This is a genomic window from Streptomyces sp. NPDC044984 (genome assembly GCF_040646935.1).
Taxonomy (GTDB): domain Bacteria; phylum Actinomycetota; class Actinomycetes; order Streptomycetales; family Streptomycetaceae; genus Streptomyces.
This window is the reverse complement of the sequence record NZ_JBEZBE010000008.1, coordinates 180562-204914: the sequence shown is the minus strand read 5'-3', so window position 1 is coordinate 204914 and position 24353 is coordinate 180562. Positions and strand designations below refer to the sequence as shown.

Here is a 24353-nt window from a genome sequence, read left to right as displayed (position 1 = left end):
GCCGACCACCCACCAGCTACGCAGAGGCGGGTGTCTGATCGCTGACTTTGAGCTCGGAATGTTCGACCCATGGCCCGACTGCCGCCCGCGGCACGGGGTCTTCCTCAACGCACTCACCGGCGCCGACCTCGCAGGCGAGGTCGGCGCCCGGCAACCGGGCCACCCGGCCGAGACCGGATACCTACTGCCGTATCAGAACGGTTTCCCCGACGATGCCTTCGACGGCGCAGACCCCTCGGGCAGCGAAGCGTTCCGGGCCGGACAACGCCGGGTGAAGGAAGAACTCGCCATCTCCGACACCTGCTACGCCGTCGACATCGCCGCCCGGCTGTCGGTCGATCTCGGCTCTCTCGGAGCGGACGGGGAAGTCACCGGGCACGGGGTGTTCGCCCTGACCGCATGCGCCCGGGAGCACGGCCGCCCGGCCGGGGTGCTGCCGGTCCGACGGTGCGATGCCCAACGACGGCGCGCCGGGTTGTGAATGCTCACGGCGCGTCTTCCTAAGATGATCCCTCGTATACGGGTGAGGATTTGAGGAGGGGGACACATGATGGACAGCCGCGCGGACGGCCCCTCGGTGGTGGGGTTCCGGCAGGCGCGTGAGGAGTGGATCGAAAGCAGGATCCAGGACTTCGCCGACGTGCTCGAGACCGCCGGTCCGGATCTGTACGAGCTGCTGCCGGCCGATCTGGGTGAGCGGCGCCTGGCCGCGGCGGTCACCGTGGCCAGGGTGGCCACGGACGAGGCGCGCGCCCGCTCCGTGGCGGAGACTGTCCGCCTGCTCGAGCGTCTGATTCCGGGCGGGCACCGCCACGACCTGACGGGTGCGGCCCGAGCGCTCCGCTCGCGGCTGGCGACCTGAGGTGAGCCGGCCGTCTGGTCGTGGAACGCCGCCGCATGGGAGGAGATGGCCCTGTGGTGGTGGAGACGGCATCAGCCGCGCACCAGTGATCCCGCACGGGACCTCGCCGAGTGGCGCTCGCGCTGGTCTGCGGAGATTCCCTGGGACGGTGACATCGACATGCCCGAGCAGGCGCCGCGACGGCACGGTCGTACGCTCCTCACGCCCGCCGAGTTCTTCGCCTCGGAACCCGAGCCGCTGAGACTGCTGGCCCACGCGGTCCTCAGGTCGCCCCGAACGGTCGCCGCCGTCGAGGACGCCGTTCTGCTGCGCGAAGAGCATCTCCAGGGCGCGGGCGTTGCAGCGGTGCTGCACGGCCGCGCAGTGCGGGCCCGCGGCGAAGAGGGCCGCGCGCCCCGGGGCGTCAGTGCTCCATGCGTACGCGCGGATCAGCCCTTCCCGTACGAGATCCTCGCAGCCGTCCCGCAGGAGGGCGGCCCGTTCGAGCACCTTGTCGGCCGGCCCCTGTGCCTTGGTGCAACCTGATCTGGATCTCCTCCGCCCGGCCCGGCCGGTCCAGCGAGATCACCGCCGCCCGCCACGACAGGATCACCGCGCGTCTCCGCGAGGCCGGCCTCGGCGCCCTGGCCGACCTCGGCTTCGTCGGCCTGGACGACCAGCCCGACGACGACCCCGTGATCATCACCGGCCGCAAGACCCCCCGGGAACCACCAACTCACCGATGCCGAGAAGGAAGCGAACCGGCTGATCAGCCGCGAACGCGCCGCCGGTGAGCACGGGTTCGCCCACCTCACGTCCTGGCGCATCCTGACCGAGGTCCGCACGAACGCCCGCCACGCGACCACCCTCCTGCGGGCCCACCTCGTCCTCGCGAACACCGGTGCAGAGGTGACCGACGATCACCCCCGCAGTGATCATGATGCTGACCGGCAGGAGTCCGTCACTCCCGGACCACACCAGCCTCGCGAGCTGCGGAATCAGGATGAAACGATCCCACTGGTCGTTCGCGGTGTTCGCCGTACCTATCCAGCACCTGAGCGGCGAGCCTCGTCCAGGACGTCACGCAGTGCCCAGTAGGCGGGTTTCGCCTCGTACGTCGCGTCCCAGGGGAGGGCGTTTCCCGGACTCGGGGGATAGTGTCGCAGGTCAGCCGTGGAGCCGTACTTGTCGGTGAAACCCCAGGTCGAGAACGAGGTGCAGTTGGGTTCTTCACCGCAGACTGCGAGTTTCCCCGCCAACTGGCGGGCCTGGATGTCCTCTTCGTCCTCGTCGACGAGGACGTCCGCCTCCGAGACCCGGGCCTTCAGGCCGAGCCCGGCCAAAGCCCGGACCTTGCGTCGGAAGACCTCGGGGTCGGTACGGTCGCCGACGGCGTATTCGTGGTCCTGGAAACCGACGCCATCGATCGGAACGCCCCGCTCCTTCAACCGGATCAGCAACGCGTAGAGGGCATCCCAGCGTGGACCGTCCTCCTCCACCCCGTACTCGTTGAGGTACAGCACCGCGTGCGGGTCGGCCTCGCGGGCAGCATGGAAGGCGATGTCGATGTACTGCTCACCCATCGCTTCGAACCACAACTGTGGCCGCACGCCCCGGTTGCCGTTGGAGTAGTCATCGTCCTCGTCGGACATGGGCTCGTTCACCACGTCCCATTCCGCCACCTTCCCCCGGAAGTGGCCCGCTACCGCGCGTATGTGCTCCACCATGACGCGCCTGCGTTGCTCGTGCGTCATCTCGGCGCGCATCCATGCGGGCAGGGCTTCGAACCAGACGAGGGTGTGGCCGTGCACCTTCATCCTGTTGGCCTCGGCGAAGTCCACCAAGGTATCGCCTTCCGCGAACGCGAACACACCGCGTCGAGGCTGGACGAACTGCGGCTTGAAGTCGTTCTCCGGCGTCAGCATGGAGAACTCCTCACCCGCCGTCCGGCGGTAGGCGCTGTCGGTCAGCAAGGGGCCCGCGGCCAGGGCGGTTCCCATGCGGATCGGGCGTGGGAGAACCGCCGCCAGATCACGCATCGCATCGCTGGACCGGGGCACTCGCAGGCCGGGCGCGTCCACGACGGACATCCGGCCTCGTCCCAGTGACCGCGCGTGGAGATCGCTGAGGGTCCAGCCCTTCCCGCGGGCTCCCGCGTCCGCGCCGAACCAGATGCGGCCACTGCCGAAGACGTCCCGCGCGGGAACGGTTCCCACGACCCTGCCGTCGGCCTCCAGCACGAGCCTGTCTGCGCGGACTTCGACGGCGAGGCGGACTTCGAGCCCCAGGCCGCTCCCGAAGGTCCGGGTCATCGCAGGTCTGTCGGAGTCCCCGTCCCAGCGGTCGATCCGGAGCCTCCCGCCGGCCACGCCGATGCGCACGCCGCGCCGTTCGTAGCGCCATTCGTCGTAGATGACCGGCGTCTCACCGTACAGATGCAGGTAGGCACCCGTGTCGTCCCTGCGCCGCAGGCCGGCTTCGATCCGGACATCCCCTCGGAACACCATGTGGGGACCGCGCAGGTTCACCGGTGGGTTCGGCTGTCCGCCGGTACCGTCCTGGCGTGTGATGCGCCGGTCGAGGGGTGTGATCCGTACCCCTGTGCGCGTGGGCTTCCCGCCGGCGAAGTGAGCCCAGTCCCTGCCGTTCAGGAGGTCCTCCACAGCTCCTCCCGCGGGCGCGGAGGTGCCGGCACGGTCCCCCGAGACACCAGCGACCAAGGCACACACAACCGCGATGACAGCGCTCTTTCGAAACCGCATGAACAGCAGCACTCCGTATCCTCAGCCCGTCTTCCGACGGCATCGCCGCCCTCAGCCACACCGTCACCGAGCACCGTCGTCCCCAGCCGCGGCAAGCACGGTGCGCAACCGATCGCGCCGCCCCGCTGTGACTGATCGCCATTGTTTCAGGTGCGAGTGAGGGACCGTCGGCCGAGGACCGTTCGGGAACGACGGCCGGAGAGCGGTCGGTACGGTCGGCAAGGGGATCGTTTCATCCTGATTCCGCAGCTCGTAGGGCTGGAGGTGGGGTTGGTGCGGTCCGGGAGTGACGGACTCCTGCCAGTCAGCATCATGATCACTGCGGGGGTGATCGTCGCTTGGTCAGTCCCTGCATCCGCGAGGTCTGGGAGGACGCCTTCCCCGAGCTGCTCCGTACCGCTCGGGCCGACACGACCGCAGCGTGAGGCTCATTCCGCTCCACGAGCGTCTCCTCGCCGACATCCTCGACCTCGGCTCCCCCTATCCTCCGGTCATCACCGGCGGACACGCCGTGCAGGCGCACGGCCTGGTCGAACGCTTCAGCCGCGACCTCGACGTCGCCACCGAGAACCCCGCTCCGATGCAGGAGATCGTCGCCTCACTCACCGCAGGGCTCAGCGCGCGCGGATGGCGGACCACACACGTCCAGACCGATCCGCTCAGCGGCCGGTTCCTCGTCACCGATCCGGACACGGCGAGGAGTGCGAGGTCGACGTCCTCCAGGAGGCGTTCTGGGCTCCGCCCGCCCAGACCCCCTACGGCCCCGTTCTTTCCCCCCGACGACGTGATCGGCACCAAGGTCCGTGTCCTCGCCGACCGCGGCACTGTCCGCGACCTCATCGACGTCCAGGCCGCCTCCCGCCACCGCTCCACCGCCGACCTCGAATCCCTGGGCCGTCGTCGTGCCCACGACGAGTTCGGCCTCGAAGGCCTCCGGGACCGGCTCGTCGGCGCGGACCGGTACGAGGACGAGGACTACACCGCGTACGGGCTCACCTCCCGGCAGATCGACGAACTCAAGGCGTGGGCACTGGAGTGGGCGGAGGATCTGGGTGCGCGGATCCACGACGAGAACGCCTGGGGCGAGGGCGCGGAAACAGGAACGGTCCGGGTCAGCGGGCGTTGCTCCAGCCGCCTGTGCCGGCGGAGTACGAGTCGAGCAGGTCCACCACGAAGACCAGGGTCGAGCCCGCCGGGATCAACGGCGAGGGCGACTGGTTGCCGTAGCCGAGACGCGGGGGAACGACGATCTCACGCCGACCGCCGACCTTCATCCCCCTCAACCCCCGGTCCCAGCCCTTGATGACCCTGCCGCTGCCCAGGGCGAACTTGAACGGCTGGTCACGGTCCCAGGAGGAGTCGAACTCCTTCCCCGTCTCGAAGGTCACCCCGACGTAGTGGACCCTGACCACCGTGCCCGGCTTCACCTCGGCCCCGTCCCCGACGACCAGGTCCCGGACGGTCAGCTCGGCAGGCGCAGCACCCTCCGGGACGTCGACCTCTGGCTTCGTCAGTTCACTCATCGCAGTTCCGTCACTCTCCGTCGCAGACCCTCGTGCGGGCCGACCCGGCCCATGGACACTCCATGCGGCAGAGGATCACGCTAACGCGCATGCCGGTTTCCGGAGCGCACCGGATCAGTGGCCGCGCACGGCGGTCCGCCGCACCGCCGGCGCACGAGCCCCCGCACACTCGGGCGGGACGCGGTGGCTCGGGTTGCACGGCAGCCGCCCGGACGGGAAGCGGCACAGAGGGCCCGGGCCGACGCGCGCCGCTCAGTCGACTGCGTCGAGTCGCGCCGCCGCCCGCAGGTCCCTGAACGACGAGATGACCTCGGCCAAGCCGTGCCGCAGGGGCATCTCCGGCTGCCCGCCGAGCCAGGGTCTTTGAGAAGTGATCGGGCCTTGCCCCCGCAGGTGGCGGAACAGCGGGCGACGGCCTGGGTCGACTACGTGGTGGTCGGCGTCATCATCGCCTGCACCGCTCTCACCGTCGTCAACACCAGGCGATGGACACCGCGAGCCGCCGCCGCGAGTTCGCACTGCTGAGGCTGACCGGCAGCAGCCGTTCGCAGGTGCGGGGAACGGTACGGAGGGAGAGCTTCACGGTGGCGGCCGTCGGAGGCGTCCTGGGCACCCTGCTGCCGGTCCCGCCGCCGGCCCTGGTCGCGCTGGCGCTGGCCGGCGAACCGTGGCCGACGGTGCCGGTGCCGGGCTGGCTCGCGATCGTCGGGTCGACGGCGCTGCTGGCGGTGGCGGGTGCGATGCCGCCCACCCGGCTGATGCTCCGTGCCGGTCCGGTGGACGCCATCGGGACGAAGGAGTGAGACGACGGATGACGGATGCGCGTCACCGGCGGGCCGTCCGGGCCATGCCGGTGACGCGCATCCGCGAGCGGTGCGAGCGGTGGGGAACGTCGGCGGGCCGGGGGTCAGCCGGTGACGGTGTCCCGCACCGGGGCGAAGCGCCGCTGCAGAGCGGACAGGCCGCTGCCGTACAGCTCCCTCACGAGAGCCCGGGCGCCGGCGGAGTCCGCCGCGTCCTCCACGGAGTCGGCCCACCACTCGACGAGCGCCTCGTCGGTGTCGGTGACGGGGGTGACGCGAAGGGTCGAGACGCTGCGGCGTACCGGGAAGGGATGCTCGACCAGTTCGTAGGAGAAGGTGCGGGCGGTGTCGTCGAGGGCGGTCAGGCGCTCGGTCACCACGGTGACGCCGTCCGCGAACCGCAGCCGTCGCAGGGAACCGACCGTGGTCGGTCCGCCTTCCTCCAGGACGCTGGACTCGACGGCCGGGTGCCAGACGTCGAGTCCGCCGAAGGGACGGACGGTCTGCCAGACGGTGTCCGCGGTGGCGGGGACGACGGCGCTGGTGAAGGTGTGTGCCATGAGAGTGCTCCTGGTGCGTGACGACTGTCGATGGGGTGGAGTGAGGCGGGGGTTGGGCGGTGTGGGGCAGTGGTGCGGAGTGGGAGGGCGCGCCCCGCGTCAGACGGTCACGTCGTCGATCAGCCGACTGGTGAGCGCGGACAGACGGGCGACGTACTCGGCGTCGAGTGCCTGGGGCTCCGAGGGAAGGGTCTGCTCCTCGCTGTGGAAGTAGGCTCCGGTCACCGTGTCGAGAGCGGGGTGGTCCACGAGGCGGCGGGTGGCCGCGACGCCCTTCTCCAGCGGCTCCTGCGCGGGCAGGCCGGACGCCTTGGTCATCGTCGTCGCCATGAACGTCGCCGGGTGGACGGCGTTGACCGTGACACCGGTCCCGGCCAGCCGTGCGGCGAGGTCCGCCGTGTGGCTGATCAGCGCCAGTTTGGAGCGGCAGTAGGCGTCGGCCTGGGTGAAGTCGCGCTCATGCTGCGGATCGTCGAAGTCGAACAACTGCTGCCCGACGGAGGCCACGTTGACGACACGGGCGGGTGCCGCCCGGCGCAGCAGGGGGAGCAGCTCGCGGGTGAGGAGGACCGGGGCCAGGTAGTTGACGGCCAGCCGCAGCTCGTAGCCGTCGGCCGAGGTGTCGCGGACGGTGGCGCCGGCCTCGAAGCCCACACCGGCGTTGTTCACGAGGACGTCGAGCCGGCTGTGGCGGGCGGTGACCTCCGCCGCGAGGCGCTTCACCGCGGCCAGTGAGGAGAGGTCGGCGGTGAAGACCTCCCCGCCGGTCGTGGCGGCGACCCGCGCCAGCCGCACCGGGTTCCTGCCGTGCAACAGCAGACGGTGTCCGTCCGCGGCGAGGTCCTCGGCCAGCGCGCGGCCGAGTCCGTCGGAGGCTCCGGTGATCAGGACGGTTGCCATGCGAGTGCCTTTCGGGAGGGGGCGCGACCGCGTCGCACCACACCCGCCCGGGATGCGGCGCCGACCAGTCGCCTGTCGCCAACAAGTGTCAGCTTAAACCAACACCTGTTGAATGCAGGTGGCCGATACGATGGATCACGTCCACGCCGAAGCGGTCTGAACCGTCCGAACGGTCCGAACGGCCGGAACGGTCCGAGCGGCAGACGAAAGGAACACCGCGTGGCGGCACGACGCCCCGACAGCGACATCAGCGCGACCCACGACCGGGCCGAGTCCCCGGCCCGTAGCTGGACGCGTCCCGCCAGCCGGGGCGACCGTCGTCTGGAAGCGCTGCTCACCGCCGCCGAGGCGCTGATCGCCGAGAAGCCCTTCGCGGACATCTCCGTCGGTGAGCTGGCCGCCAGGGCCGGCATCTCGCGGCCGACCTTCTACTTCTACTTCGACACCAAGCACTCCCTGCTGGCCGCGCTGCTGGAACGCGTCATGCACGACAAGCTGGAGATCGCCCTGCGCGGCTTCACCACCATGGACGCGGACCCCACGCCCCAGCGGACCTTCGCCGGCAACTACACCGAGATCCTGGCCCTGTGGCGCGAGCATGCCGCCGTGGTCCTCGCCGCGTCCGACGCCATGGCCTCCGACGCCGAGCTGCGCGCGGTCTACACCGATCTGCTCGACCTGTTCGTCCGGCCCGCCACCGCGTGGATCGAGCAGGAGCGTGCGAACGGACGGGCCCCGGCCGGCGTCGACGCGGCCACGCTCGCCACCACGCTGGTCTGGATGAGCGAGCGCAACCTCTACGCGGCCCTCCTCGGCATGGAGCCGCGCGTCTCCGACGAACAGCGGGTGGCCGCCCTCGCCGAAGTCTGGATCCGCAGCGTCTTCGGCAGCCCTCCGCCACCCGGCCCGGTCCCGGCCCGGTGACCCGCTCCTGCCGCCGGAGAGCGTCCTCCTAGGACAGGGCCATCAGGGTCCGGCGCAGCCACTTGAGCCGGGCGTCCCGGGCGTCGCGGGACACGGCGGCCTCGGGGACGAGGAAGTCGAACCCGTGGAAACCGCCGGGGAACACATGCAGCTCGGCGTCACCGCCGGCCGCCCAGATCCCCGAGGCGTAGGCGACCACCTCGTCCCGGAACGTCTCGGCGGAACCGGCTTCGAGGTACGTCGGCGGCAGCCCGGACAGATCCTCGGCGCGGGCGGGCGCGGCGTACGCGGGCACGTCAGAAGTGCCCCGGCGCGCGCCGAGCACATGGGTCCAGGCGGCCTCGTTCGTGGCGCGGTTCCACCCGCCGCGTTCCGCGAGCTGGACGGCGGAGAGCGTGTCGTTGCGGTCGTCGAGCATGGGGCAGACCAGCATCTGTCCCACCGGGCGCAGTCCCGTCCCGTCCCGCAGGCGCAGCGTCAGGCCGGCGGCCAGGGCGCCGCCCCCACTGAACCCGACGACGAGAACACGTCGGGGATCGATCCCCAGCTCCGCCGCGTGTGCGGCGATCCAATCGATGCCGGCCATGCCGTCGTCGAGCGCCGCGGGGTAGGGGTGTTCCGGGGCCAGGCGGTACTCGACCGACACCACGGCCGCCCGGAGTTCCTCCGCCCACCCGAGGACGTAGTCCAGGTTCTGCCGGGCGTGGCCCATGACCATGCCGCCGCCGTGCAGGTAGTACAGGACGGGGAGCCGTCCCACGACCCCGGTGGGTCGGCACAGCAGCAGGGGTAGGCCGGCGGCGTCGTCGGCCGGACGGGCGAGGTGCTCCTCGACGGTGAAGACACCGTCGCGCCGCAGCTCGTCCAGGTCCGGCGTGTGCGCGGATGCCGCCCGGACCTTCTTGATGACCTCGTGGGTAAGGGTGATGCGCAGGGCGTCGAGGTCGACCGCTGCGGCGAGTTCCGGGTCGACGGGCGGCGGTGTGCCGGGCATGGGTGCTCCACGGGTTCGGTCGGTGTGCCGGGCAGCGGGATCATGTGTGGTCGCGCACGGCACGGCCAAGCCACCTTGCCGACCTGGCAAGACGTGCTGTCACCCTCGCACTCCGGGGTTGTCGACGCTGTCCGGCGCCCGGCCGCCGGGCATCTCCTCCGACGACTCCCACGACTTCCACGACTCCCACGACGTGACGACGCGCATCCGTTCGCCCTGGGGGCCGAAGAGACTGAGGAACTCGACGGGCCGGTCACCCGCGTTGCCCAACGCATGGGGCAGCCGGGTGTCGAACTCCGCTGCCTCCCCGGCCGCCAGGACCACCTGCCGGGTGCCGGCGGTGATGCGCAGCCGTCCGTGCAGGACGTAGATCCAGCTGTGGCCCTGATGGGTGTGCAGGCCCTGGCCCGAGGCGGTCGTCGCCCCCGTCGGCAGCACGTGCTTGTGGGCGTGGGGACCGCCGTAGTGACGGACCAGGGGGAGGACCGTCTGATCCTGACCGGGTACGGCGACGGGGCGCAGGTGGACGCGCGGGTCGCCGGTCGGCGGCGCGCCGACGAGTTCGTCGAGCGGCAGGCCGTAGGCGGCGGCGAGCGGCAGCAGCAGATCGAGGGTGTACTTGCGCTGTCCGGACTCCAGCCGCGACAGCGTGCTCGGGGAGATGCCGCTGCGCTCGCTGATGTCGTCCAGTGTCGCGTGCCGCTGCTGCCGCAGTGTCCGCAGCCGTCCTCCGACCGCGCGCAGTACTTCCTGCAGGTCATCGTGGTTCACACCCGCATCTTGCCAAACCGGCAAGACGCCTTGGGTGCCGCCGGCGGCCGGGTGCACGATCACCGCCGGAAGACCGGAGAAGGGAACACCATGACCACACACACCCGCAGCACCGAGTCACGATCGGCCGACGGACACGGCGGCCAGGTCCACGACGCCGTCGTGGTCGGTGGCGGCGCGGCCGGTCTGAACGCGGCGCTCACCCTCGGACGTGCTCGCCGCACCGTCCTGCTGATCGACGCCGGACGGCAGCGCAACGCACCCGCGCACAGCATGCACAACTACCTCGGCCACGAGGGCATCGCTCCCGCCGACTTCCTCGCCCTCGCCCGGCGGGAGGTCACCCGTTTCGGGACGCGCACGGCCGAGGCATCGGTCGTCGCCGCGCAGCGCGCCGCGGACGGGAACTTCGAGGTCGCACTCGACGACGGCACCGTCGTACGGGCGCGCCGCCTGCTCCTGGCCACCGGCCTGGTGGACGAACTCCCCGACGTCCCGGGGGTCGCCGAGCGTTGGGCGCGAGAGGTGCTCCACTGCCCGTACTGCCACGGCTGGGAGGTGCGGGACCGGGCGATCGGAGTGCTGGCCACCGGCCCGGTCGGCGTGGAGCAGGCGCTGCTGTGGAGCCAGTGGAGCGACGACATCACCCTGTTCACCCACACCGGGCCGCGACTCGACGACCCGGCGCGCGCCCGGCTCGCCGCGCGGGACGTGCGGGTGGTGGAGGGGCGGGTGGCGCATCTCGACGTCGGCGCGGACGGGCTCGACGGCGTCGTACTGGCCGACGGGCGCCGGTCGGCCGTACGCCACCTGGTGGTCGCCCCGCGCTTCACCGCCCGGCTCGACGGACTCGCCGGCCTGGACCTGGAGACCGCGGAACTGCGGCTCTTCGGACAGGTCGCGGGCAGCTACGTGGTGACGGACCCGCAGGGAGCGACGAGCGTGGCCGGCGTGTACGCGGCCGGCAACATCACCAGCCTCACAGAAACCGTCATCGGCTCGGCGGCCGCCGGACTGAAGGCGGCGGCCGCTCTGAACCTCGACCTCATCACCGAGGACACCCGGCGTGCCGTGGCCGCCGCGGTGCCGCCCGGAGTGTGACGCGGACGGGAGAGCCGGTTCACATGGCGACGACCATGGTGTGGGTGTCGAGGACGGTCTCGAAGTGCACGGGGACGCCGTCCCGCAGTCGCCACACGTGCACGAAGCGTGTCTTCATCGGCTTCCCGGACGCCAGACCCGTGCCGCTGTAGTGGCCGAGTGCGACGACGAGGCCGTCGGCGTCCACGATCTCCTCGGGAGTGACGGTGAAGTCCTGCCACTCGGTGGCGAAACGGGAGAACACGTTCTTCAGGACCTCCTCACGTCCCCGGTACGTGCCTCCGTAGTGCAGACCCGGCGGAACGACCCATTCGATCCGCTCGTCGAGTCCGGCGAGCAGCGCGGTGACGTCACCCTGGGCGAGGGAGCCGTACAACGCCTCCACCACTGCGCTCCCCGCGGTTGCGTGCTCGTCGTGCTGGTGCTGGTGCTGCTGCGTGATCATGTAAAACCTCCGTGCTCCGTGCTGTTGGCGATGGGCGGCTTGCCACGCGTGACAGCCCGCCGTCAGGCCGCGCTCGGAACGTGGTTCCGAGCGCGACGGCCGGGCTCGCGCTCCGCCTCCGCAGATACTCCTCGCGGACCGGCCGGCGGACATCGGCTGATCGACCTATGTCGCTGATCGGCTCGTGTCCCAGGGAGTGTTCGCTTCCCTCACCTCACGGTTTCCGCTGCGCGTCCCGCGTGCGAGGGGCGGAGCGCGCATACGTCCGAGGCACCAGGGCGGGGTGGTTACCCTGTGGTGGTGGAAGAGGTTCGGTTGGCCGAAGTGCTGGCAGCGCTGTCCCTGACGACGGACTTGGCCGCGGGGATGTCCTTCGAGAAAGGGCTGCGGACCTGTGTGGTCGCCACCGTGTTCGCCCGCGACGTCCTCGCCGTCGACCGGGAGACGTGCCGGGTGGTCTACGAGACGGCGTTGCTGCGTTCGGTCGGCTGTACGTCGTTCGCCCCCGAGCTCGCAGCGGTCTTCGGCGACGAGGTGGCGTTCCAGAGTGCGATGAAGCACCTCGATCCGGGCGGCGACGTCCCCCTGGCCGAGCAGTTGGTCCGGACCGGGGGCTGGACGCACGAGGAGGGGCGGCGGCTGACGGACACGCTGACCGAGGTGCTGCCCACGGTCGGTGCGGAGGCCATGCGCAACGGTTGCGAGGCCGGCCGGGCACTCGGTGCGGGTCTCGGTCTGCGGCCGGAGACCCTCGCGGCGCTGGACGACGTGTACGAGCGGTGGGACGGGCGGGGAATCCCCCTCGGCATCACGGGCGGGCGTCTCTCTTTCGCCGCTCGTGTCGTCCACGTGGCCGAACAGGCCGTCCTGGCCCATGCGCGAGGCGGTGAGCCGGCCGCCGTCTCGGAGGTGGCCGGTCGGGCCGGCGGCCATCTCGATCCTGATCTGGCGCATGCGTTCGCGGCCGACGCGGTGAGGGTGTTCGCTCCGCTCCGTGAGCCCGACGCACTCGCATCGGTGGTGGCCTGCGAACCACCGCCGTACATCACGGTGTCCGCAGAGAAGGTCCCCGACCTGTGCGCGGTTCTCGGCAGGTTCGTGGACCTCAAGAGCAAGTGGCTGATCGGACACAGCGAACACGTCGCGCGTCTGGCGGTGAGCGCCGGTCGGCTGGCCGGCCTGGCTGCCGATGAGGTGACGCGGCTGCGCTGCGCGGCCCTGCTGCACGACCTCGGGCGGGCCGGGATCTCTGCCGATGTGTGGGACCGTCCCGGGCCGTTGAGCACCGCCGAGACGGAGCGGGTGAGGATGCACACGTACTGGACCCAGCGAGTGCTGGAACGCGTGCCCGCTCTCGTTCCGCTGGCACCGATCGCGGCCGCACACCATGAGCGCCTCGACGGCAGTGGCTACCACCGTGGTGACGCGGGGGCCCGCCTCCCTGTGGCGGCCCTCGTCCTCGCCGCCGCCGACGTGTTCGCCGCACTGACCGAACCGCGCGCACACCGGGAGGCCCTCAGCGTCGACGAAGCCGTCGGACGCCTGACGCGCGAGGCGGACTCGGGCACCCTGGACCGCGCCGCCTGCGACCTGGTGATCCAGGCAGCGGGCGGACGGCCGCCCCGGCCCCGCCGTCCGGCGGGGCTCACGGCGCGGGAGATCGAAGTGCTGCGACTGGCCGCCCGGGGGCTGACCAACCAGCAGATAGGTGCCGAACTATCCATTTCGAGCCGCACCGTGGGCCATCACCTCGGGCACATCTACGACAAGACCGGGCGGCGGACCCGGGCCGGAGTGGCAGTTTTCGCCATGGAGCAGCAACTCCTGCCCTGAACGCCGCCCCGTACGGCGGACGCCGCGGCTGTCGTCCGAGCGGAGGTGACGGCCTTTTCCCTTCGAGGACCGGAGCGCACGTCCCATGCGGCATGCGGGATCAATCGCCCCGGACGCACCTGGCCGTGGTCATGAGATATGACGAACCGCAAGACGAGTTCGAGCGGTCATGCATCACTGCTGTTCAGAAGGTCGGAGTAATCCTCTGCCGGAGTGCGGTAGCTGTGGGTCTTACGCGGACGATGGTTGAGCTCGTGGGCGATGGCGTCCAGGTCGGCCTGGCCGAACGTGCGGAGGTCCGTGCCCTTGGACAGGTACTGCCTCAGCAGCCGGTTGGTGTTCTCGTCGGTGCCGCGCTGTCACGGGTCGCGCGGCTTGCAGAGGTGGACCGGCATTCCGGTCTCGGCGGTGATGGCCTGGTGCTTGGCCGTCTCCCGGCCCCGGTCCCCGGTGAGCGTCCGCCGCAGCTGCGGCGGGATACTGAGGAGACTCCTGGTGAGGTGCGGGGTGACCTGTTCAGCCCTGATGCCGTCCGGCAGCGCAACGATGGCCGTGTAGCGGCTGGTGCGCTCGACGAGCGCGGCGACGGCCGAGGGCCGGGTGCCCCTCACGAGATCGCCCTCCCAACGGCCGGGAACCCAGCGGACCACGACCTCGGCGGGGCGGGAGGTGAAGCTCCCCCGTTGACCTGAACACGTGAACACTGGGACGGATGGGTCTCAGGGGAAGTAGTTCAGGTTGAGCAAGAGCAACCGCAGCAAGCAGTACACGGAGGAGTTCAAGCGTGATGCCGTCGAGTTGGCGCTGGCCTCCGACAAGACGGTGACCGAGGTCGCCCGGGATCTCGGCGTGAGTGCTGAGGGTCTGCGGGGCTGGGTGAAGCAGGCGGAGGCCGACCGCGGCCAGGGCCGGCCCGGCGAGCTGACCTCGGTCGAGCGGGACGAGCTCAAGCGGCTGCGTCACCTTGTTCTTCGTGTACGGGAGGTACTGGAGACCCGTCCGCGAAGTCCGCTGGGCCGAGGGCGAGACGGGTGGGACGGACGGCCGAAGGTGGCAGGGACTCGCCTCGATGCTGCAGATGACCGTTCTCGTGGGGCTGCTGGGCTTCTTCCTAGGGGTCGTGATCTTCTTCACCGCGCTGGCCATGGGCGAGATCCCGACACGCCTCGACCCCGAGCCGAACCCGTACGCCGATACGGTGCTTCACCCCGTCACCCTGCTGGCCGGACTACCCGTGGTGACGGGCATGCTCACTCTCGCGGTACTCGCCAGTCGTCGCCGGCGCTGAGAAGGGCGGGCCCCCGGCCTGCCCCCGCTCAGGGGGCGTCAAGTCCCGGTCCGGATGCTCGTGTTCACGTCGGCATGGAACTGCCACCGCAGCGCCCGGCCCCCTGGACGAAGCGGCCCATCCGTAGAACACGGAGCGGAGAAGGGGGAGAGGCGGTGGCCGAGTACCGGCACCACGGCCCTGCTCCGTCGCCCCTGGGCCTCGGACCGCCCAGCCCTGCCCTCCCGGCCTCGGCAGTGGCGCCTGCCGCCTTCAGCGGCCGATGCCCGTCCCGTAGAGGTCGAAGGTGCCCATGTCGTTGCACGTGACGTCGCGCAGGGCGCACTCCTCGCCCGGGTTGTTCACGCCGTCCGACCGCAGTTGGGTGACGATGAGGCGGGCGGCCCGTGCCGCGGAGTCCTCGCCGTCCTGAGGGAACACGGCCGCCCACCGCCAGCGTTCGCGTTGCTGCCAGCCGATCTCGTGCATCGCCGCGGTCTTTTCGGCGGAGTCGTGCTCGGCACGGTCGTAACGAAAGAGCCGCAGACCGCTGTCCGGCTCGAAGGCGATCTGCACGGTGTCCCGGCCGCGGTGGGTGATCACGAAGCCGGCCCAGTTCTCGCCGACCTGGGCGGGGAGGTGTTCCACGAACGAGTGGAGCATCAGCCCGAGAGCGTCCTGGAGGTGGTCCGGACCCAGGGCCAGCCGACCGCCGGGGTATACGTCGGGCCCCCAGCCGGAACCGCCGCGGTCGAGCTGCCACAGGTAGGGCAGAGAATGGAAGTCCGACGGCTCGTCGGCACTCCACGACCCGCCCCACTTGAAGGCGCGGTGTTCCTCTTCTTCCAGTTCCCCGGTGTCGTGCACCTCGAGCAGGGCTCCGTGGCGGTCGCCGCTGAGGATCAGCAGTCGCCGCTCGTTGCGCCAGCGGATGTTCGGCCCTTCGGCGGAGCCGCCGAACAGGGTGGGGCTGCCGATGCGGCCGACGACGGCGTCGAAGAGGTCGCCGAAGGCGGTCCTGCGCTGGGCGAGGGTGGCTCCCGGCTCGTAGGACAGCACCCGTGCTCGCTCGCCGGGCTTGCCGGTGTCGTGCAGTGACTCGGCCGTGTCCGCGGCGTCGGCGTGGCGGGGCGGGACGGGATGCAGGGCCAGCCAGCTGGCACGTCGGCTGCTCTGGAAGATCAGGGTGTGGCGCTCGCCGCGCCAGCGCAGACCGGGGGCGCCGCCGCAGTCTTCGTAGCGCACCGGGTTCCCAACCGCGGCGAGGGCACGAGCCAGCCCGGCTATCCGGTCGCCGGCGGCGCCTCCCGGCCGGGACCGGTAGGCGTGGGTCAGCAGGTGGACCTGGCCGGTGGTGTACCGGGTGGACTCGAAGCCGAGCTTGCCCGCCTCAAGGGCCAACGAGATACCCGCACGGCCCGAGACGAGCGTCACCCGGCCGTCGCCTGCCCCGCCGCACTCCCAGCCGGGGCGGGCAGCCGCCCATTCCTGCACTGAGGCCAACTCCCAGTCTCCGAAGTCGGCTTCCAGCAGTTCGGCCACCGTGTGGACGGCGTCTTCATGGCTGTCGTGTGGGTAGCTGTCGGTCATGCGGACGATGTTGGCATGCCGGGCCGGCATCGGGTGCGGTGGTCCCGCAGGACGACGACCCGGGGCAGCGGCGGGGGACTCGCACGGCAGGCCCGGGGCAGCCGGCACGCTCACGCTCACCCCTCGTGGCAAGGATGCGCGCAGCGTGCCGCGGTGGGCGGGCACGTGGCGGATGTCCGCCGCCTACACGTCGGTGTGACGTCCCGCACGGTGTGCCGCTGGAACGCCTCGTTGCCCGGCGCGGCCTGGTCGCGCGTGAAGCCGACGCCGGCCTGCGGCTGGTCGGGTGTGGACGTCGACGACCCTGGCGTTGCCTGATCCTCTTCCGTTCCCCCACCTAACACGTCAACAGCACCACAGCAGTATCCCTGCATAGCTCGACCTGTGAAGCGCCAAAAGAAACGACGTCCAAAGCCGTCCTGTCGTGGTCCGAGCGGCCTTAACGTCGTGCCGTGACCACCGTTGACAACACCGCTTACCGGTACCGCACCGCCGTCCCCGAGGACGCCGAGGCCATCGAGGCCCTGGACGGCTCTTTCACCACCGGCACGGTCTTCCAGGTGACCGTCGCCGACGACGGGTTCGCCTTGCGGGAGGTCAAGGTGGACCCGCCCCTGACCAAGGTGTTTCCCGAGGACGAGTACGACGGCGACGACGCGGACTCCCATACCTTCGTCGCCCACGGAGCCGCCGGCGACCTGGCCGGGTTCGTCACCGTCTCGTACTCCGGGTGGAACCGCCGGCTGACCGTGGAGGACATCGAGATCGCCCCGGAGCACCGGGGACGGGGCGTCGGCCGGGCGCTGATGGGGGTCGCGGTGGAGTTCGCCCGCGAGCAGGGCGCCGGACACCTCTGGCTGGAGGTCACCAACATCAACGCACCCGCGATTCACGCGTACCGGCGGATGGGCTTCGCCTTCTGCGGGCTGGACACCGCCCTCTATGACGGCACCCCCTCCGAAGGCGAGCAGGCGCTCTACATGAGCATGCCCTGCCCCTGAGCGGACAGCAGACGGCACACGGACGGAGTGGCCCCGGAGCCCGGCGCGACCGTGACGGTCAGCAGCCGGGCCGGGCCTCCGTCCGGGGCCGCACACCCGGCGCCAACCCGGCGCCGGGACGACCTGCTGGTCGGTGTGCTCGTGACCATCCTGGCTCTGTACGCACCAGAAGCGGGTGCCGCCGTCGTGGGAGCCGCCACGGTTGTGGCCCTGCTCGCCGAGCTCACAGCACGCAAGTGAATCCGGGCCGTTCGATCGGATTGCTCAGGGGCCTGGTTCCATGGAGCGCTTCGGGTTCTGCAGCCGCAGGGCCAGAGGATGGTCACGGGTGGCAAGGGCTGCCGCTACTTTGCCAACGGCACCATCCACGCTTTCGTGCTCCCGGATGCGCAGCGGCAGCCAATCCAGGGGCAGGAGATGTGCATCGGTTTCCCCGTTTCGGGGGGTGTTGCCCGGAGCATCTGGCTCCACCACTCGGCGTTGTGCTTCGGAGCGCGTAGGTGTTTCTGGCACGCGTGCCAGAAACAGCCTTGGCCACGAACACCGCGGTCCGCCTTCGAGTGAAGCTGACGTCGGCACGGCGCTGCGACATTCCAGGAATGGGCAGGTTCACGCGGTATCGGAGGCCCAATACGTGCAGGGCGCCTGGCAGGGCGAGCTCCGGCCACGACCTTGTCCTCAGGGGCGGGTCCACCGGCCCGAGCCCGGGCGAGGCTCCTCGTCCTGCCCCGGCAGCAGTCGCAGGGCGAAGACGGAGCCGTCGGCGTGGACGGAGACGGGGCCGCCCCAGTTCTTATCGAAGGTGAGGCGGGGGCGGACGCCGCGGCTCGCGTGGACGAGAGCGCGGTACTCCTCGCTGTCGCCTCTGGTGAGGAGTCGGAAGACTTCCTTGTCCACGCCGGAGAACGCCTCGACGCGGGGGCCGTTGAGGCGGAAGACGTGGTCGGTGCCGACGTACTCGTTGCCGAAGAGGATGTGGGCGGCGTCCTGGATGCTCATGCTGGCCGCGTGTTCGAGGCCGGTGAAGCGTTTGCGGCCCTGCCGGTCGGTCAGGTGGCGGGCGGTGGCGTGGCCGGAGCCGGTGAAGGCCATGAGGCCCGCCGCGGTGGTGTGGGCCAGGGACTCCTGGAACCAGGCGTAGTCCTTCGGCTGCACGTGGCAGCCCCGTACAGGCTCCGGTGCCACCAGGCCCTCGGCCGGCGGGTGGATGTCCGGCATCATGTTCGCCTGGAACGGTGGGGCGTTCAGGTTCGGCTCACGGCCTTCCGCCGGGGACAGCCGACCTCCGCTGCCGGGTGCTTGGAGGGCGTGGACGGTCATCGTTCCGCCGTCCGTCGGGAGTTGCGTGCTGAACAGCAGGCCGGGGGTCTCGTTCCACGCGCCGATGTGGACCGCTTCGGCGTGGGCCGAGGCGGAGGCCAGCTGCTCGGCGGAGGTGGCGGAGTCGCCGTGGTTGCCCTTGCAGGCGAGGGGGATGGAGAGGGACGGCCCGCCCGGCCGCCAGACCTCGGCGAAGTACTGGGGGCGGTAGCGGTACTTCACCTTCTCGCCCTTGTCTCTGCTGGTGAGGGCCCAGCCCGCGCGTAACGCCGTGTCGGCGGGGACGATCGTGACCGAATGGTCGGGGAAACGGCTGCGCAGCATGTGCTCGGCGAGCGTGAGGGCGAAGCCGATGCCGAGCTCGCTGGACTGCAGCGACTTGTAGTGGTCCGCGATGCGGTGGCCTTCGTCGGTGAGACCGAGGAAGGAGTCGCGACCACCGGTCAGGGCCTGGGCGTACTTGAGTGAGCCCCAGTGCTCCGCCAGCCCCCGGCCCGCACCGCGCCACGACAGGGCAGTAGCCCGGGCGAGGGTGTGGAGCACGTCCCAGAGGGTCACTTCGAACTGCCGGGGCAGCTCCGTCTGCGGGATCGGGACGAGGGTGGGCTTCCGGCGGAGCGGCTCGTCCTCGTTCTCCTTCCGTTTCTTGTCGTCCGCCGCGATGGCGGCCTTCACCTTCCCGACGAGCGCGTCGTCGGAGTGGACGGGGACATTCGAGGGCTGGGTCAGGTCCTGGAGCACTTCCTCGGTCGGCTTCAACAGCTCTCCTTCACAGTGGGCGAGGGCGGTTCACCATCGGCCGGACCGTACGGAAGGGAGGAGTGGCGCACGCAAGTGCGCAGAGGCGCGTGACCTGGACTTCGGCCTGGGCGGACCGGTGTGGGCGCCTTGGCCCCGCCTCGCTCGCGAGTTCCACGCTGCTGAGGGGCCTCGGGCGGGCGGTGGTGCGTGGACGTACGTCGTCCGTATGTAGAGGGGGCTCTTGAGTGCCTGATGGCTCATCAGGTAAGTCAGCATCCGGTCAGCATGAGTAGCCGGGCGTTCCCGGAGGATTGCCTGAACAGGTGTCGGCCACGGCGCGAAAGCCCAGGGAGGAAGCCGTCTCGCCTGACCGGAGCGATGTTCCTCACAAACATCGAACGGAGATGTCGGTGTAAGGTCGAGAACGCCCTTGACCTGCACAAAGCAGGCAGGGAGCCGTCTTACAGGAGTCCAAAGTGCTGCGTACTCTGTTCAAGTCCAAGATCTAGCGTTTGGGTGTTTACGCAGGTCAGAGCCCTGATCGCGGCCTCCAGGTCAGCAAACGGTCAGCATCGGGCCGGACGGTTTCCGGCTTGCTGACCTGCACTGCGGCAGGGGGCCTGCTGCCCTGCCCTGCGACTATTCCCGGCGCGGGGACGGATCCGGCGGGAAGGCCAGGCCGGTGACGTTGCCGGCCTGGACGATCGGGCCGTGCTGGGTGCCGCCGGAGACGGTGTTGTGCACCGTTGCTGGGCGGCCCGCTGCGGCCGCCAGTCGGCGCAGCGACGCCCCGAGAGCACTCAGTTCCTCGCCGGTGAGCGCCCCGGCTTCCACCAGCCCGCAGAGACGAGTCTGCCACTCGGCCGCGATGCCGGACGCGGCGCGCCCGTCCGCCGCGGTGCCCGTGAGGAGCAGCCGCGCACGCGCGTCGTCCAGGCCGGTGATCGCGACGGTGTCCGCGCCCGCACGTGCCAGGAACCGGCCCATCAGTGCGCGGGCGTGAGTCCAGGAATCGGTGACCATGAGGGAGACCAGGGTGGTGGCCCCCGATGCCGCCATCGCGGCCAGTTCTGCGTCCATCGCGTCCTCCTGGATGCGCAGGGATGAAATCTTCCGGTCGACGGTCAGACCGTGTCGGTCGGCGGCCCGGGGTCGGACGCCGGTTCCGCTCCGGTCTCGGGAGCGGGAGGTGTCGGCGGATCGAATCGGCGTAGGAGGTCCTCCGCTGTCTCGTGGCGGTTGTGCTGCTCGACGAGCTGCGAGAACTGTCGGGCCAGCATCGCCCGCCGGTCGTCGTCCTCCGTGAAGCCCATAGCTTCGAAGAACCCCGACAGGTGGTCTGCAGCCGAGGGCTCACGGGCTGGGAGATCGGCGGCCTCCGTGCCGATGTCCGGCGTCCAGGGTCCTCCTGGCCGGTTCGGCAGCATCTCGAGCAGGCGCTCGGGGATGTCGGCGTCGTTGGCGGCGGAGGTCAGCTGCGCCAGCAAGGGGAGGTCGGCCACGGTCTTGGCCACGTGCTCGTCGTTCCTGGTGAGCCACCACACGACGGCGCTGCCGGTGTCCTTGAGGGCGTCCTCGCCCAGATACCGGCGCTTGCTCTGCTCGTACTTGCGCTGGTGCTCCCAGACCGCCTCGTCCTTGCGCACGCCGGCGAGCCGATTCAGACGCTCCTGGTCCTCGTCGGGCAACGTGAGGTTGATGTCCTCCGCCATCGCCCGGAGGTGGCCCGTGGAATCCGGGCACATGCGGCTGAGGGCGCCACCGAGTTCGTGCTGAAGGAGCGAGGCGTGGCCGGGTTCCCGCTTCTCGGCAATCGCGCGGGCCCGGCTGAGGACCGCGTCGACGGCGAGGCCGGCCGGGTTGACGACCGTGCCGCGCCCCGGACCGTCGGCGAAGCACCACCGTACGGTCGCTGAGAAGACGAAGTGGTAGTCGTCCCAGAGGCTCGGGAGCGCGACTCGGTTGACGCGGTACTCGGTTCGCTCCACCGGGGCAGCCGTGAGCTGCTCCTCGAAGCTGACCGTCACCGGGCCGCGGCGCTGCGAGGCCACCCGGAAGGTCACCGCGGGCAGCACGAGAAGAAGCGCGGCCAGCGCCGGCCAGGTCCAGCCGGGCCATCGCTGCACCAGGCCGACGATGGTCAGCAGCAGGCCGCACATAACAGTGAGGAACACGGCCGTCGTCTTGCGTCCGGTCGTCATGATCGCCCCCTTCTGGCCGATGCCGACGGGGCGGCAGGACCGAGGTTCTGTGCCACGCCGATTTTGTGGAGCAACAGATCGGTCGTCTCGGTGGAGTGGGCGCCGGCGCCCGGAGAAGTGAACTCCGCCTGGCGTGCGGACGCGTACAACGCGGCGAACGCCGCGCCCCGGTCCTCCCCGCATCGGTCGGCGGCAGCGACCAGCAGGTCGAGGAGGACCTCCCCCCGGTCACCGGCGCCCTCGGCCGCCCAGTGCAGCCAGCTCTGTATCTCTGCCCGTGGTGCCACGCGTCGGCCTTCCGGCCGCGACACCGCGTGGGTCAGCACGGCACGCCAGCATGTGATCAGCGAGCGTCGTACCCCGTCCTCGTCGACCAGGGCGCGAGTGGTGACGGAGCGGTCCGTGAGCGGCTCCGGATCGCTGACACGCAGAAAGATGGCCAGGTCGGTCGGTGCGAGGTCGCCGCGTGCCAGCCGGTCGAGCAGCCTTCGGCGTAGCCGTCGGCTGCCGGCCACCAGGTGGCACAGGGCCTGCAGCGCATGGGCCGTGCCGCGCTCACGCCGGGCGAGATGGTGCAGCCGGATCAGGGCGTGATCCGGATGGTCCAGCGCGAGGACGTCGGCGCAGACCTGGACCAGCACCTGGGCGAACTCACCGGTCAGCCGGCGGTACGCGCACCACTGGTAGATCCGCTCGCGGAAGTCCCTGCCATGGGCAGGGTCCGCGAGACCGCAGGTGAGCGCCTGGACCGCGGCCTCCGACCGGGCTCTGCCCGCTCCCTGTGCGCTCCACCGCTCGGCGAGCGCGGCGAGCGCGTCGGGCCGCCCGGTTCGCAGATACTCACCCGCCAGCCGGGCCACCAGGCCGTCGCGGACATCCGGCACGAGATGCGGGTCGCTCGACTCGACGACCCGCGCGGCCCACGCGCCGAGGTGCGGCCGCAGGTCGGGCATGTGGTCCCAGAAGTGGGCGCGGACGGCGGAGTCGTAGTCCAGCTCGGTGAACCGCACGCGACCGTCCGGCCCGGGGCGGGCCGAGATCTCCGACAGCCGCTGGGCGAGGTCCTTGCGCTGGAGGAGCGGAGTCTCCTCCTCGGGGGCCCCGACCGTGCTCAGCAGAAGTGCGGCCGCCCGGTGGACGACGTCGGCGTGCGCGCCGTGGAGCATGGACACGGCGACCATCAGGGCGCGTTGGGAGGAACCGGGCAAACCGGCGACGCGGTCGGCGACTTCGGCGCGGCGCCCGGCGCGCGCACGTTTCGCGGCCGCGCACCACTCGGGGAATCCCTCGCCGGGCCCGGCCGTTTCGCGGGCACGGCGTATGCGGTCGGCGAAGTCGGCGATCTCCCGCATGGGTTTGCGTTCGCTCAGGAACTCGTCGACAGTGACGTCGCTCCGGAGAAACTGCTCACACGGCACGCCGTGGGCGCGCAGGTGTCGTCTGAGAACCTCCATGGGGAAAGCTGGCGGTCCGATCTCGACACGGAAGTGCTGCAGGTCGGGATCGAGAGCCCCTTCGTGCGGTATGACGACGACGAGATGGGCCCGCCGCTCGCGCACCGTCTGGCGCAGGGCGGGAAGGCCGCCCCGGGCCGCATGCCACAGACCGGCCTCCGCGGTGGACAGATCGAGCAGCAGCCGGTCGCCCGGGTCGACGAAAGCCGGGTCGTACAGCGGCAGCTCGTCCCGCTCGGCGGGCAGGAGTTCGCGGAAGGCACCGCCGGGACGGTGGTGTTCGCGCAACAGTACGCGAGCCGTGGCCGAGCGGCCGCTGCCGGGAGCACCGTCGAGGATGACGGTGCCCGTCTCCTCGAGCGTGTCGCGTGCCCTTCCCATGTTGACCGGAGCGACTAACACCCTCCGGGTCCACCGCAGTTGGTCATCGGGAAGCTGCCGGAAGACCGGCTTTCGGGGTTCGTGGGCAGCGGAGCCGAGGTTGACGTAGATGTGGCCGTCGCCCGTGTGCGTGACGCCCCGCGTGCTCTCGACCCGGGTGGTGTGTTCTGTGCTCACCGTCGGTCGTCCTGGGGCCGCTCCGGCTCCCCGAACCGCTGGTGGACGTCCCCGTGGTGGTCGCCCTCGGTGTACGTCGTCCCGGTGCCCGAGATGTAGCGGTCGCCCGACACATGGCGTGAGTTGTTGTAGATGCTGCCGCTGCCCGTGTGGACCGTGCCGTGGGAGTTCTTCACGATCGTGCCGCCGACGTCACCGCTGAAGTCGCCCGCTTGGACGGACGTTCCACTCACGTCCTCGATCGAGTTGTGCACGCTGGTCGACGTCGGCGACGGCTCGCTGGGCTCGATCAGGTCCCGCAGCTCGGGCACCAGCTCGGCGACCAAATCGCCGATACGCCGGACGCCGGCCTCGGTGTCGTGGGTGCTGTCGAACGGTACGGACTGCAGATCGGCGAGCCGCGCCAGCTCGGGGGGCATGGCCGCTTTGTCCAGCCGGTCGGTCTTGCGGCCGTCCAGCACGGGAACGACGACGAGCCCGCACTCGAACGCGGCCTCGATCTCCTTGCGCACCCAGTCGTCGGGATCTTGCAACCGACTGCGGAAGTTCGCCCAGTCCGGTCCTATGACGGCCAGCAGCACGCAGCTGTGGCGTAACGCGGTCAGGAGAACCTCGGAGTAGGCCTCCCCTGGGGTGATGGACCTGGACGCGCGGAAGACACGGTCCTGGCCGAAGCGACGTGACAGCTCCTGGTCGAGGAGGGCCGCGGTCCGCTCGCCGTCGCCGGTGCGGTAGTTGATGAACACGTGGGGCATGCCAGTGAC

24 protein-coding genes and 3 pseudogenes are annotated in these 24353 nt (G+C 70.6%); 12 read left to right on the top strand and 15 right to left on the bottom strand.

Features of this window, described 5'->3' with window-relative positions:
* Positions 1-58 precede the first annotated feature (58 nt).
* On the top strand, positions 59-481 hold the full coding sequence (locus tag AB0A94_RS11815) for a hypothetical protein (protein ID WP_361742669.1): 423 nt from the start codon (positions 59-61) through the stop codon (positions 479-481).
* Between the two features lie 66 nt (positions 482-547).
* Complete coding sequence (locus tag AB0A94_RS11810; protein ID WP_361742666.1) at positions 548-862, top strand: hypothetical protein; 315 nt, start codon at positions 548-550, stop codon at positions 860-862.
* A gap of 336 nt (positions 863-1198) precedes the next feature.
* Here AB0A94_RS11810 and AB0A94_RS11805 read toward each other — a convergent pair.
* Positions 1199-1345, bottom strand: a pseudogene (locus AB0A94_RS11805) (aldo/keto reductase); the annotation flags it as partial.
* A gap of 23 nt (positions 1346-1368) precedes the next feature.
* Here AB0A94_RS11805 and AB0A94_RS11800 point away from each other — a divergent pair.
* Positions 1369-1635: a hypothetical protein gene (locus AB0A94_RS11800; RefSeq protein ID WP_361742515.1), complete on the top strand. Its 267-nt coding sequence runs from the start codon at positions 1369-1371 to the stop codon at positions 1633-1635.
* Positions 1636-1884: 249 nt separating this feature from the next.
* On the opposite strand, the gene AB0A94_RS11795 is transcribed toward AB0A94_RS11800, so the two are convergent.
* Positions 1885-3504 (bottom strand): endo-1,4-beta-xylanase, encoded by a 1620-nt coding sequence (locus tag AB0A94_RS11795; protein ID WP_361742512.1) that lies wholly within the window; start codon positions 3502-3504, stop codon positions 1885-1887.
* A 679-nt stretch (positions 3505-4183) separates the two neighbouring features.
* Here AB0A94_RS11795 and AB0A94_RS11790 point away from each other — a divergent pair.
* Positions 4184-4645, top strand: a pseudogene (locus AB0A94_RS11790) (nucleotidyl transferase AbiEii/AbiGii toxin family protein); the annotation flags it as partial.
* A 70-nt stretch (positions 4646-4715) separates the two neighbouring features.
* On the opposite strand, the gene AB0A94_RS11785 reads toward AB0A94_RS11790, so the two are convergent.
* Complete coding sequence (locus AB0A94_RS11785) at positions 4716-5126, bottom strand: FKBP-type peptidyl-prolyl cis-trans isomerase (protein ID WP_302181264.1); 411 nt, start codon at positions 5124-5126, stop codon at positions 4716-4718.
* A gap of 381 nt (positions 5127-5507) precedes the next feature.
* On the opposite strand from AB0A94_RS11785, the gene AB0A94_RS11780 reads away from it, so the two are divergent.
* Positions 5508-5651, top strand: coding sequence for a hypothetical protein (locus AB0A94_RS11780; protein WP_361742509.1), 144 nt, complete (start codon positions 5508-5510; stop codon positions 5649-5651).
* Positions 5612-5929, top strand: coding sequence for an ABC transporter permease (locus tag AB0A94_RS11775; protein ID WP_361742507.1), 318 nt, complete (start codon positions 5612-5614; stop codon positions 5927-5929). The genes AB0A94_RS11780 and AB0A94_RS11775 overlap by 40 nt, the downstream gene beginning before the upstream one ends.
* A 104-nt stretch (positions 5930-6033) precedes the next feature.
* Here the strand turns inward: AB0A94_RS11775 and AB0A94_RS11770 are convergent, their stop codons facing one another.
* Both AB0A94_RS11770 and AB0A94_RS11765 read right to left on the bottom strand, forming a co-directional pair.
* The gene (locus AB0A94_RS11770; RefSeq protein ID WP_361742504.1) at positions 6034-6489 is read right to left on the bottom strand and encodes an SRPBCC family protein; all 456 of its coding nucleotides are present in this window, start codon (positions 6487-6489) and stop codon (positions 6034-6036) included.
* A 99-nt stretch (positions 6490-6588) separates the two neighbouring features.
* A complete protein-coding gene (locus tag AB0A94_RS11765) occupies positions 6589-7389 on the bottom strand; it encodes an SDR family NAD(P)-dependent oxidoreductase (protein WP_361742501.1) in 801 nt (266 codons plus the stop codon).
* A gap of 219 nt (positions 7390-7608) precedes the next feature.
* Between AB0A94_RS11765 and AB0A94_RS11760 the strand changes: the two genes are divergently transcribed.
* On the top strand, positions 7609-8313 hold the full coding sequence (locus AB0A94_RS11760) for a helix-turn-helix domain-containing protein (protein ID WP_361742498.1): 705 nt from the start codon (positions 7609-7611) through the stop codon (positions 8311-8313).
* Between the two features lie 28 nt (positions 8314-8341).
* Here the strand turns inward: AB0A94_RS11760 and AB0A94_RS11755 are convergent, their stop codons facing one another.
* Together AB0A94_RS11755 and AB0A94_RS11750 are read right to left on the bottom strand one after the other, a co-directional pair.
* Positions 8342-9307 carry an alpha/beta hydrolase gene (locus AB0A94_RS11755; protein ID WP_361742495.1) on the bottom strand — a complete coding sequence of 322 codons (966 nt, stop codon included), beginning with the start codon at positions 9305-9307 and terminating at the stop codon, positions 8342-8344.
* Between the two features lie 99 nt (positions 9308-9406).
* On the bottom strand, positions 9407-10078 hold the full coding sequence (locus AB0A94_RS11750; protein WP_361742492.1) for an XRE family transcriptional regulator: 672 nt from the start codon (positions 10076-10078) through the stop codon (positions 9407-9409).
* Between the two features lie 90 nt (positions 10079-10168).
* Between AB0A94_RS11750 and AB0A94_RS11745 the strand changes: the two genes are divergently transcribed.
* Complete coding sequence (locus AB0A94_RS11745) at positions 10169-11179, top strand: NAD(P)/FAD-dependent oxidoreductase (RefSeq protein WP_361742489.1); 1011 nt, start codon at positions 10169-10171, stop codon at positions 11177-11179.
* A gap of 19 nt (positions 11180-11198) precedes the next feature.
* Here the strand turns inward: AB0A94_RS11745 and AB0A94_RS11740 are convergent, their stop codons facing one another.
* Complete coding sequence (locus tag AB0A94_RS11740; protein WP_361742487.1) at positions 11199-11624, bottom strand: nuclear transport factor 2 family protein; 426 nt, start codon at positions 11622-11624, stop codon at positions 11199-11201.
* Between the two features lie 300 nt (positions 11625-11924).
* Here AB0A94_RS11740 and AB0A94_RS11735 point away from each other — a divergent pair, with 300 nt between their 5' ends.
* The gene (locus AB0A94_RS11735) at positions 11925-13457 is read left to right on the top strand and encodes an HD domain-containing phosphohydrolase (RefSeq protein ID WP_361742484.1); all 1533 of its coding nucleotides are present in this window, start codon (positions 11925-11927) and stop codon (positions 13455-13457) included.
* A gap of 359 nt (positions 13458-13816) precedes the next feature.
* Here AB0A94_RS11735 and AB0A94_RS11730 read toward each other — a convergent pair whose 3' ends face one another.
* Entirely contained in the window at positions 13817-14107 is a 291-nt protein-coding gene (locus AB0A94_RS11730; RefSeq protein ID WP_361742481.1) for a DDE-type integrase/transposase/recombinase, read from the bottom strand.
* Between the two features lie 88 nt (positions 14108-14195).
* Between AB0A94_RS11730 and AB0A94_RS11725 the strand changes: the two are divergent.
* Positions 14196-14411, top strand: a pseudogene (locus AB0A94_RS11725) (transposase); the annotation flags it as partial.
* A 115-nt stretch (positions 14412-14526) separates the two neighbouring features.
* A complete protein-coding gene (locus AB0A94_RS11720) occupies positions 14527-14745 on the top strand; it encodes a hypothetical protein (protein ID WP_361742663.1) in 219 nt (72 codons plus the stop codon).
* 252 nt (positions 14746-14997) lie between these two features.
* On the opposite strand, the gene AB0A94_RS11715 is transcribed toward AB0A94_RS11720, so the two are convergent.
* Positions 14998-16314 (bottom strand): hypothetical protein, encoded by a 1317-nt coding sequence (locus tag AB0A94_RS11715; protein WP_361742478.1) that lies wholly within the window; start codon positions 16312-16314, stop codon positions 14998-15000.
* A gap of 452 nt (positions 16315-16766) precedes the next feature.
* Here AB0A94_RS11715 and AB0A94_RS11710 point away from each other — a divergent pair, with 452 nt between their 5' ends.
* On the top strand, positions 16767-17315 hold the full coding sequence (locus tag AB0A94_RS11710) for a GNAT family N-acetyltransferase (protein WP_361742475.1): 549 nt from the start codon (positions 16767-16769) through the stop codon (positions 17313-17315).
* Between the two features lie 678 nt (positions 17316-17993).
* Here the strand turns inward: AB0A94_RS11710 and AB0A94_RS11705 are convergent.
* From AB0A94_RS11705 to AB0A94_RS11685, 5 genes are all read right to left on the bottom strand, one after another.
* Positions 17994-19394 (bottom strand): hypothetical protein, encoded by a 1401-nt coding sequence (locus tag AB0A94_RS11705; protein WP_361742472.1) that lies wholly within the window; start codon positions 19392-19394, stop codon positions 17994-17996.
* Positions 19395-20015: 621 nt separating this feature from the next.
* A complete protein-coding gene (locus AB0A94_RS11700; RefSeq protein ID WP_314219856.1) occupies positions 20016-20456 on the bottom strand; it encodes a hypothetical protein in 441 nt (146 codons plus the stop codon).
* Positions 20457-20500: 44 nt separating this feature from the next.
* The gene (locus tag AB0A94_RS11695) at positions 20501-21577 is read right to left on the bottom strand and encodes a hypothetical protein (RefSeq protein WP_361742469.1); all 1077 of its coding nucleotides are present in this window, start codon (positions 21575-21577) and stop codon (positions 20501-20503) included.
* Positions 21574-23589, bottom strand: coding sequence for a hypothetical protein (locus AB0A94_RS11690; protein WP_361742466.1), 2016 nt, complete (start codon positions 23587-23589; stop codon positions 21574-21576). The genes AB0A94_RS11695 and AB0A94_RS11690 overlap by 4 nt, the downstream gene beginning before the upstream one ends.
* Complete coding sequence (locus AB0A94_RS11685) at positions 23586-24344, bottom strand: toll/interleukin-1 receptor domain-containing protein (RefSeq protein ID WP_361742463.1); 759 nt, start codon at positions 24342-24344, stop codon at positions 23586-23588. The genes AB0A94_RS11690 and AB0A94_RS11685 overlap by 4 nt, the downstream gene beginning before the upstream one ends.
* Between the last annotated feature and the right edge of the window lie 9 nt (positions 24345-24353).

What these genes read in the sequence shown, in the direction of transcription:
- AB0A94_RS11765 (WP_361742501.1), bottom strand. Translation starts at nt 7,389, where the DNA reads ATGGCAACCGTCCTGATCACCGGAGCCTCCGACGGACTCGGCCGCGCG.
- AB0A94_RS11810 (WP_361742666.1), top strand. Translation starts at nt 548, where the DNA reads ATGATGGACAGCCGCGCGGACGGCCCCTCGGTGGTGGGGTTCCGGCAG.
- AB0A94_RS11775 (WP_361742507.1), top strand. Translation starts at nt 5,612, where the DNA reads ATGGACACCGCGAGCCGCCGCCGCGAGTTCGCACTGCTGAGGCTGACC.
- AB0A94_RS11785 (WP_302181264.1), bottom strand. Translation starts at nt 5,126, where the DNA reads ATGAGTGAACTGACGAAGCCAGAGGTCGACGTCCCGGAGGGTGCTGCG.
- AB0A94_RS11745 (WP_361742489.1), top strand. Translation starts at nt 10,169, where the DNA reads ATGACCACACACACCCGCAGCACCGAGTCACGATCGGCCGACGGACAC.
- AB0A94_RS11685 (WP_361742463.1), bottom strand. Translation starts at nt 24,344, where the DNA reads ATGCCCCACGTGTTCATCAACTACCGCACCGGCGACGGCGAGCGGACC.
- AB0A94_RS11720 (WP_361742663.1), top strand. Translation starts at nt 14,527, where the DNA reads ATGCTGCAGATGACCGTTCTCGTGGGGCTGCTGGGCTTCTTCCTAGGG.
- AB0A94_RS11770 (WP_361742504.1), bottom strand. Translation starts at nt 6,489, where the DNA reads ATGGCACACACCTTCACCAGCGCCGTCGTCCCCGCCACCGCGGACACC.
- AB0A94_RS11695 (WP_361742469.1), bottom strand. Translation starts at nt 21,577, where the DNA reads ATGACGACCGGACGCAAGACGACGGCCGTGTTCCTCACTGTTATGTGC.
- AB0A94_RS11740 (WP_361742487.1), bottom strand. Translation starts at nt 11,624, where the DNA reads ATGATCACGCAGCAGCACCAGCACCAGCACGACGAGCACGCAACCGCG.
- AB0A94_RS11815 (WP_361742669.1), top strand. Translation starts at nt 59, where the DNA reads ATGTTCGACCCATGGCCCGACTGCCGCCCGCGGCACGGGGTCTTCCTC.
- AB0A94_RS11700 (WP_314219856.1), bottom strand. Translation starts at nt 20,456, where the DNA reads ATGGACGCAGAACTGGCCGCGATGGCGGCATCGGGGGCCACCACCCTG.
- AB0A94_RS11755 (WP_361742495.1), bottom strand. Translation starts at nt 9,307, where the DNA reads ATGCCCGGCACACCGCCGCCCGTCGACCCGGAACTCGCCGCAGCGGTC.
- AB0A94_RS11715 (WP_361742478.1), bottom strand. Translation starts at nt 16,314, where the DNA reads ATGACCGACAGCTACCCACACGACAGCCATGAAGACGCCGTCCACACG.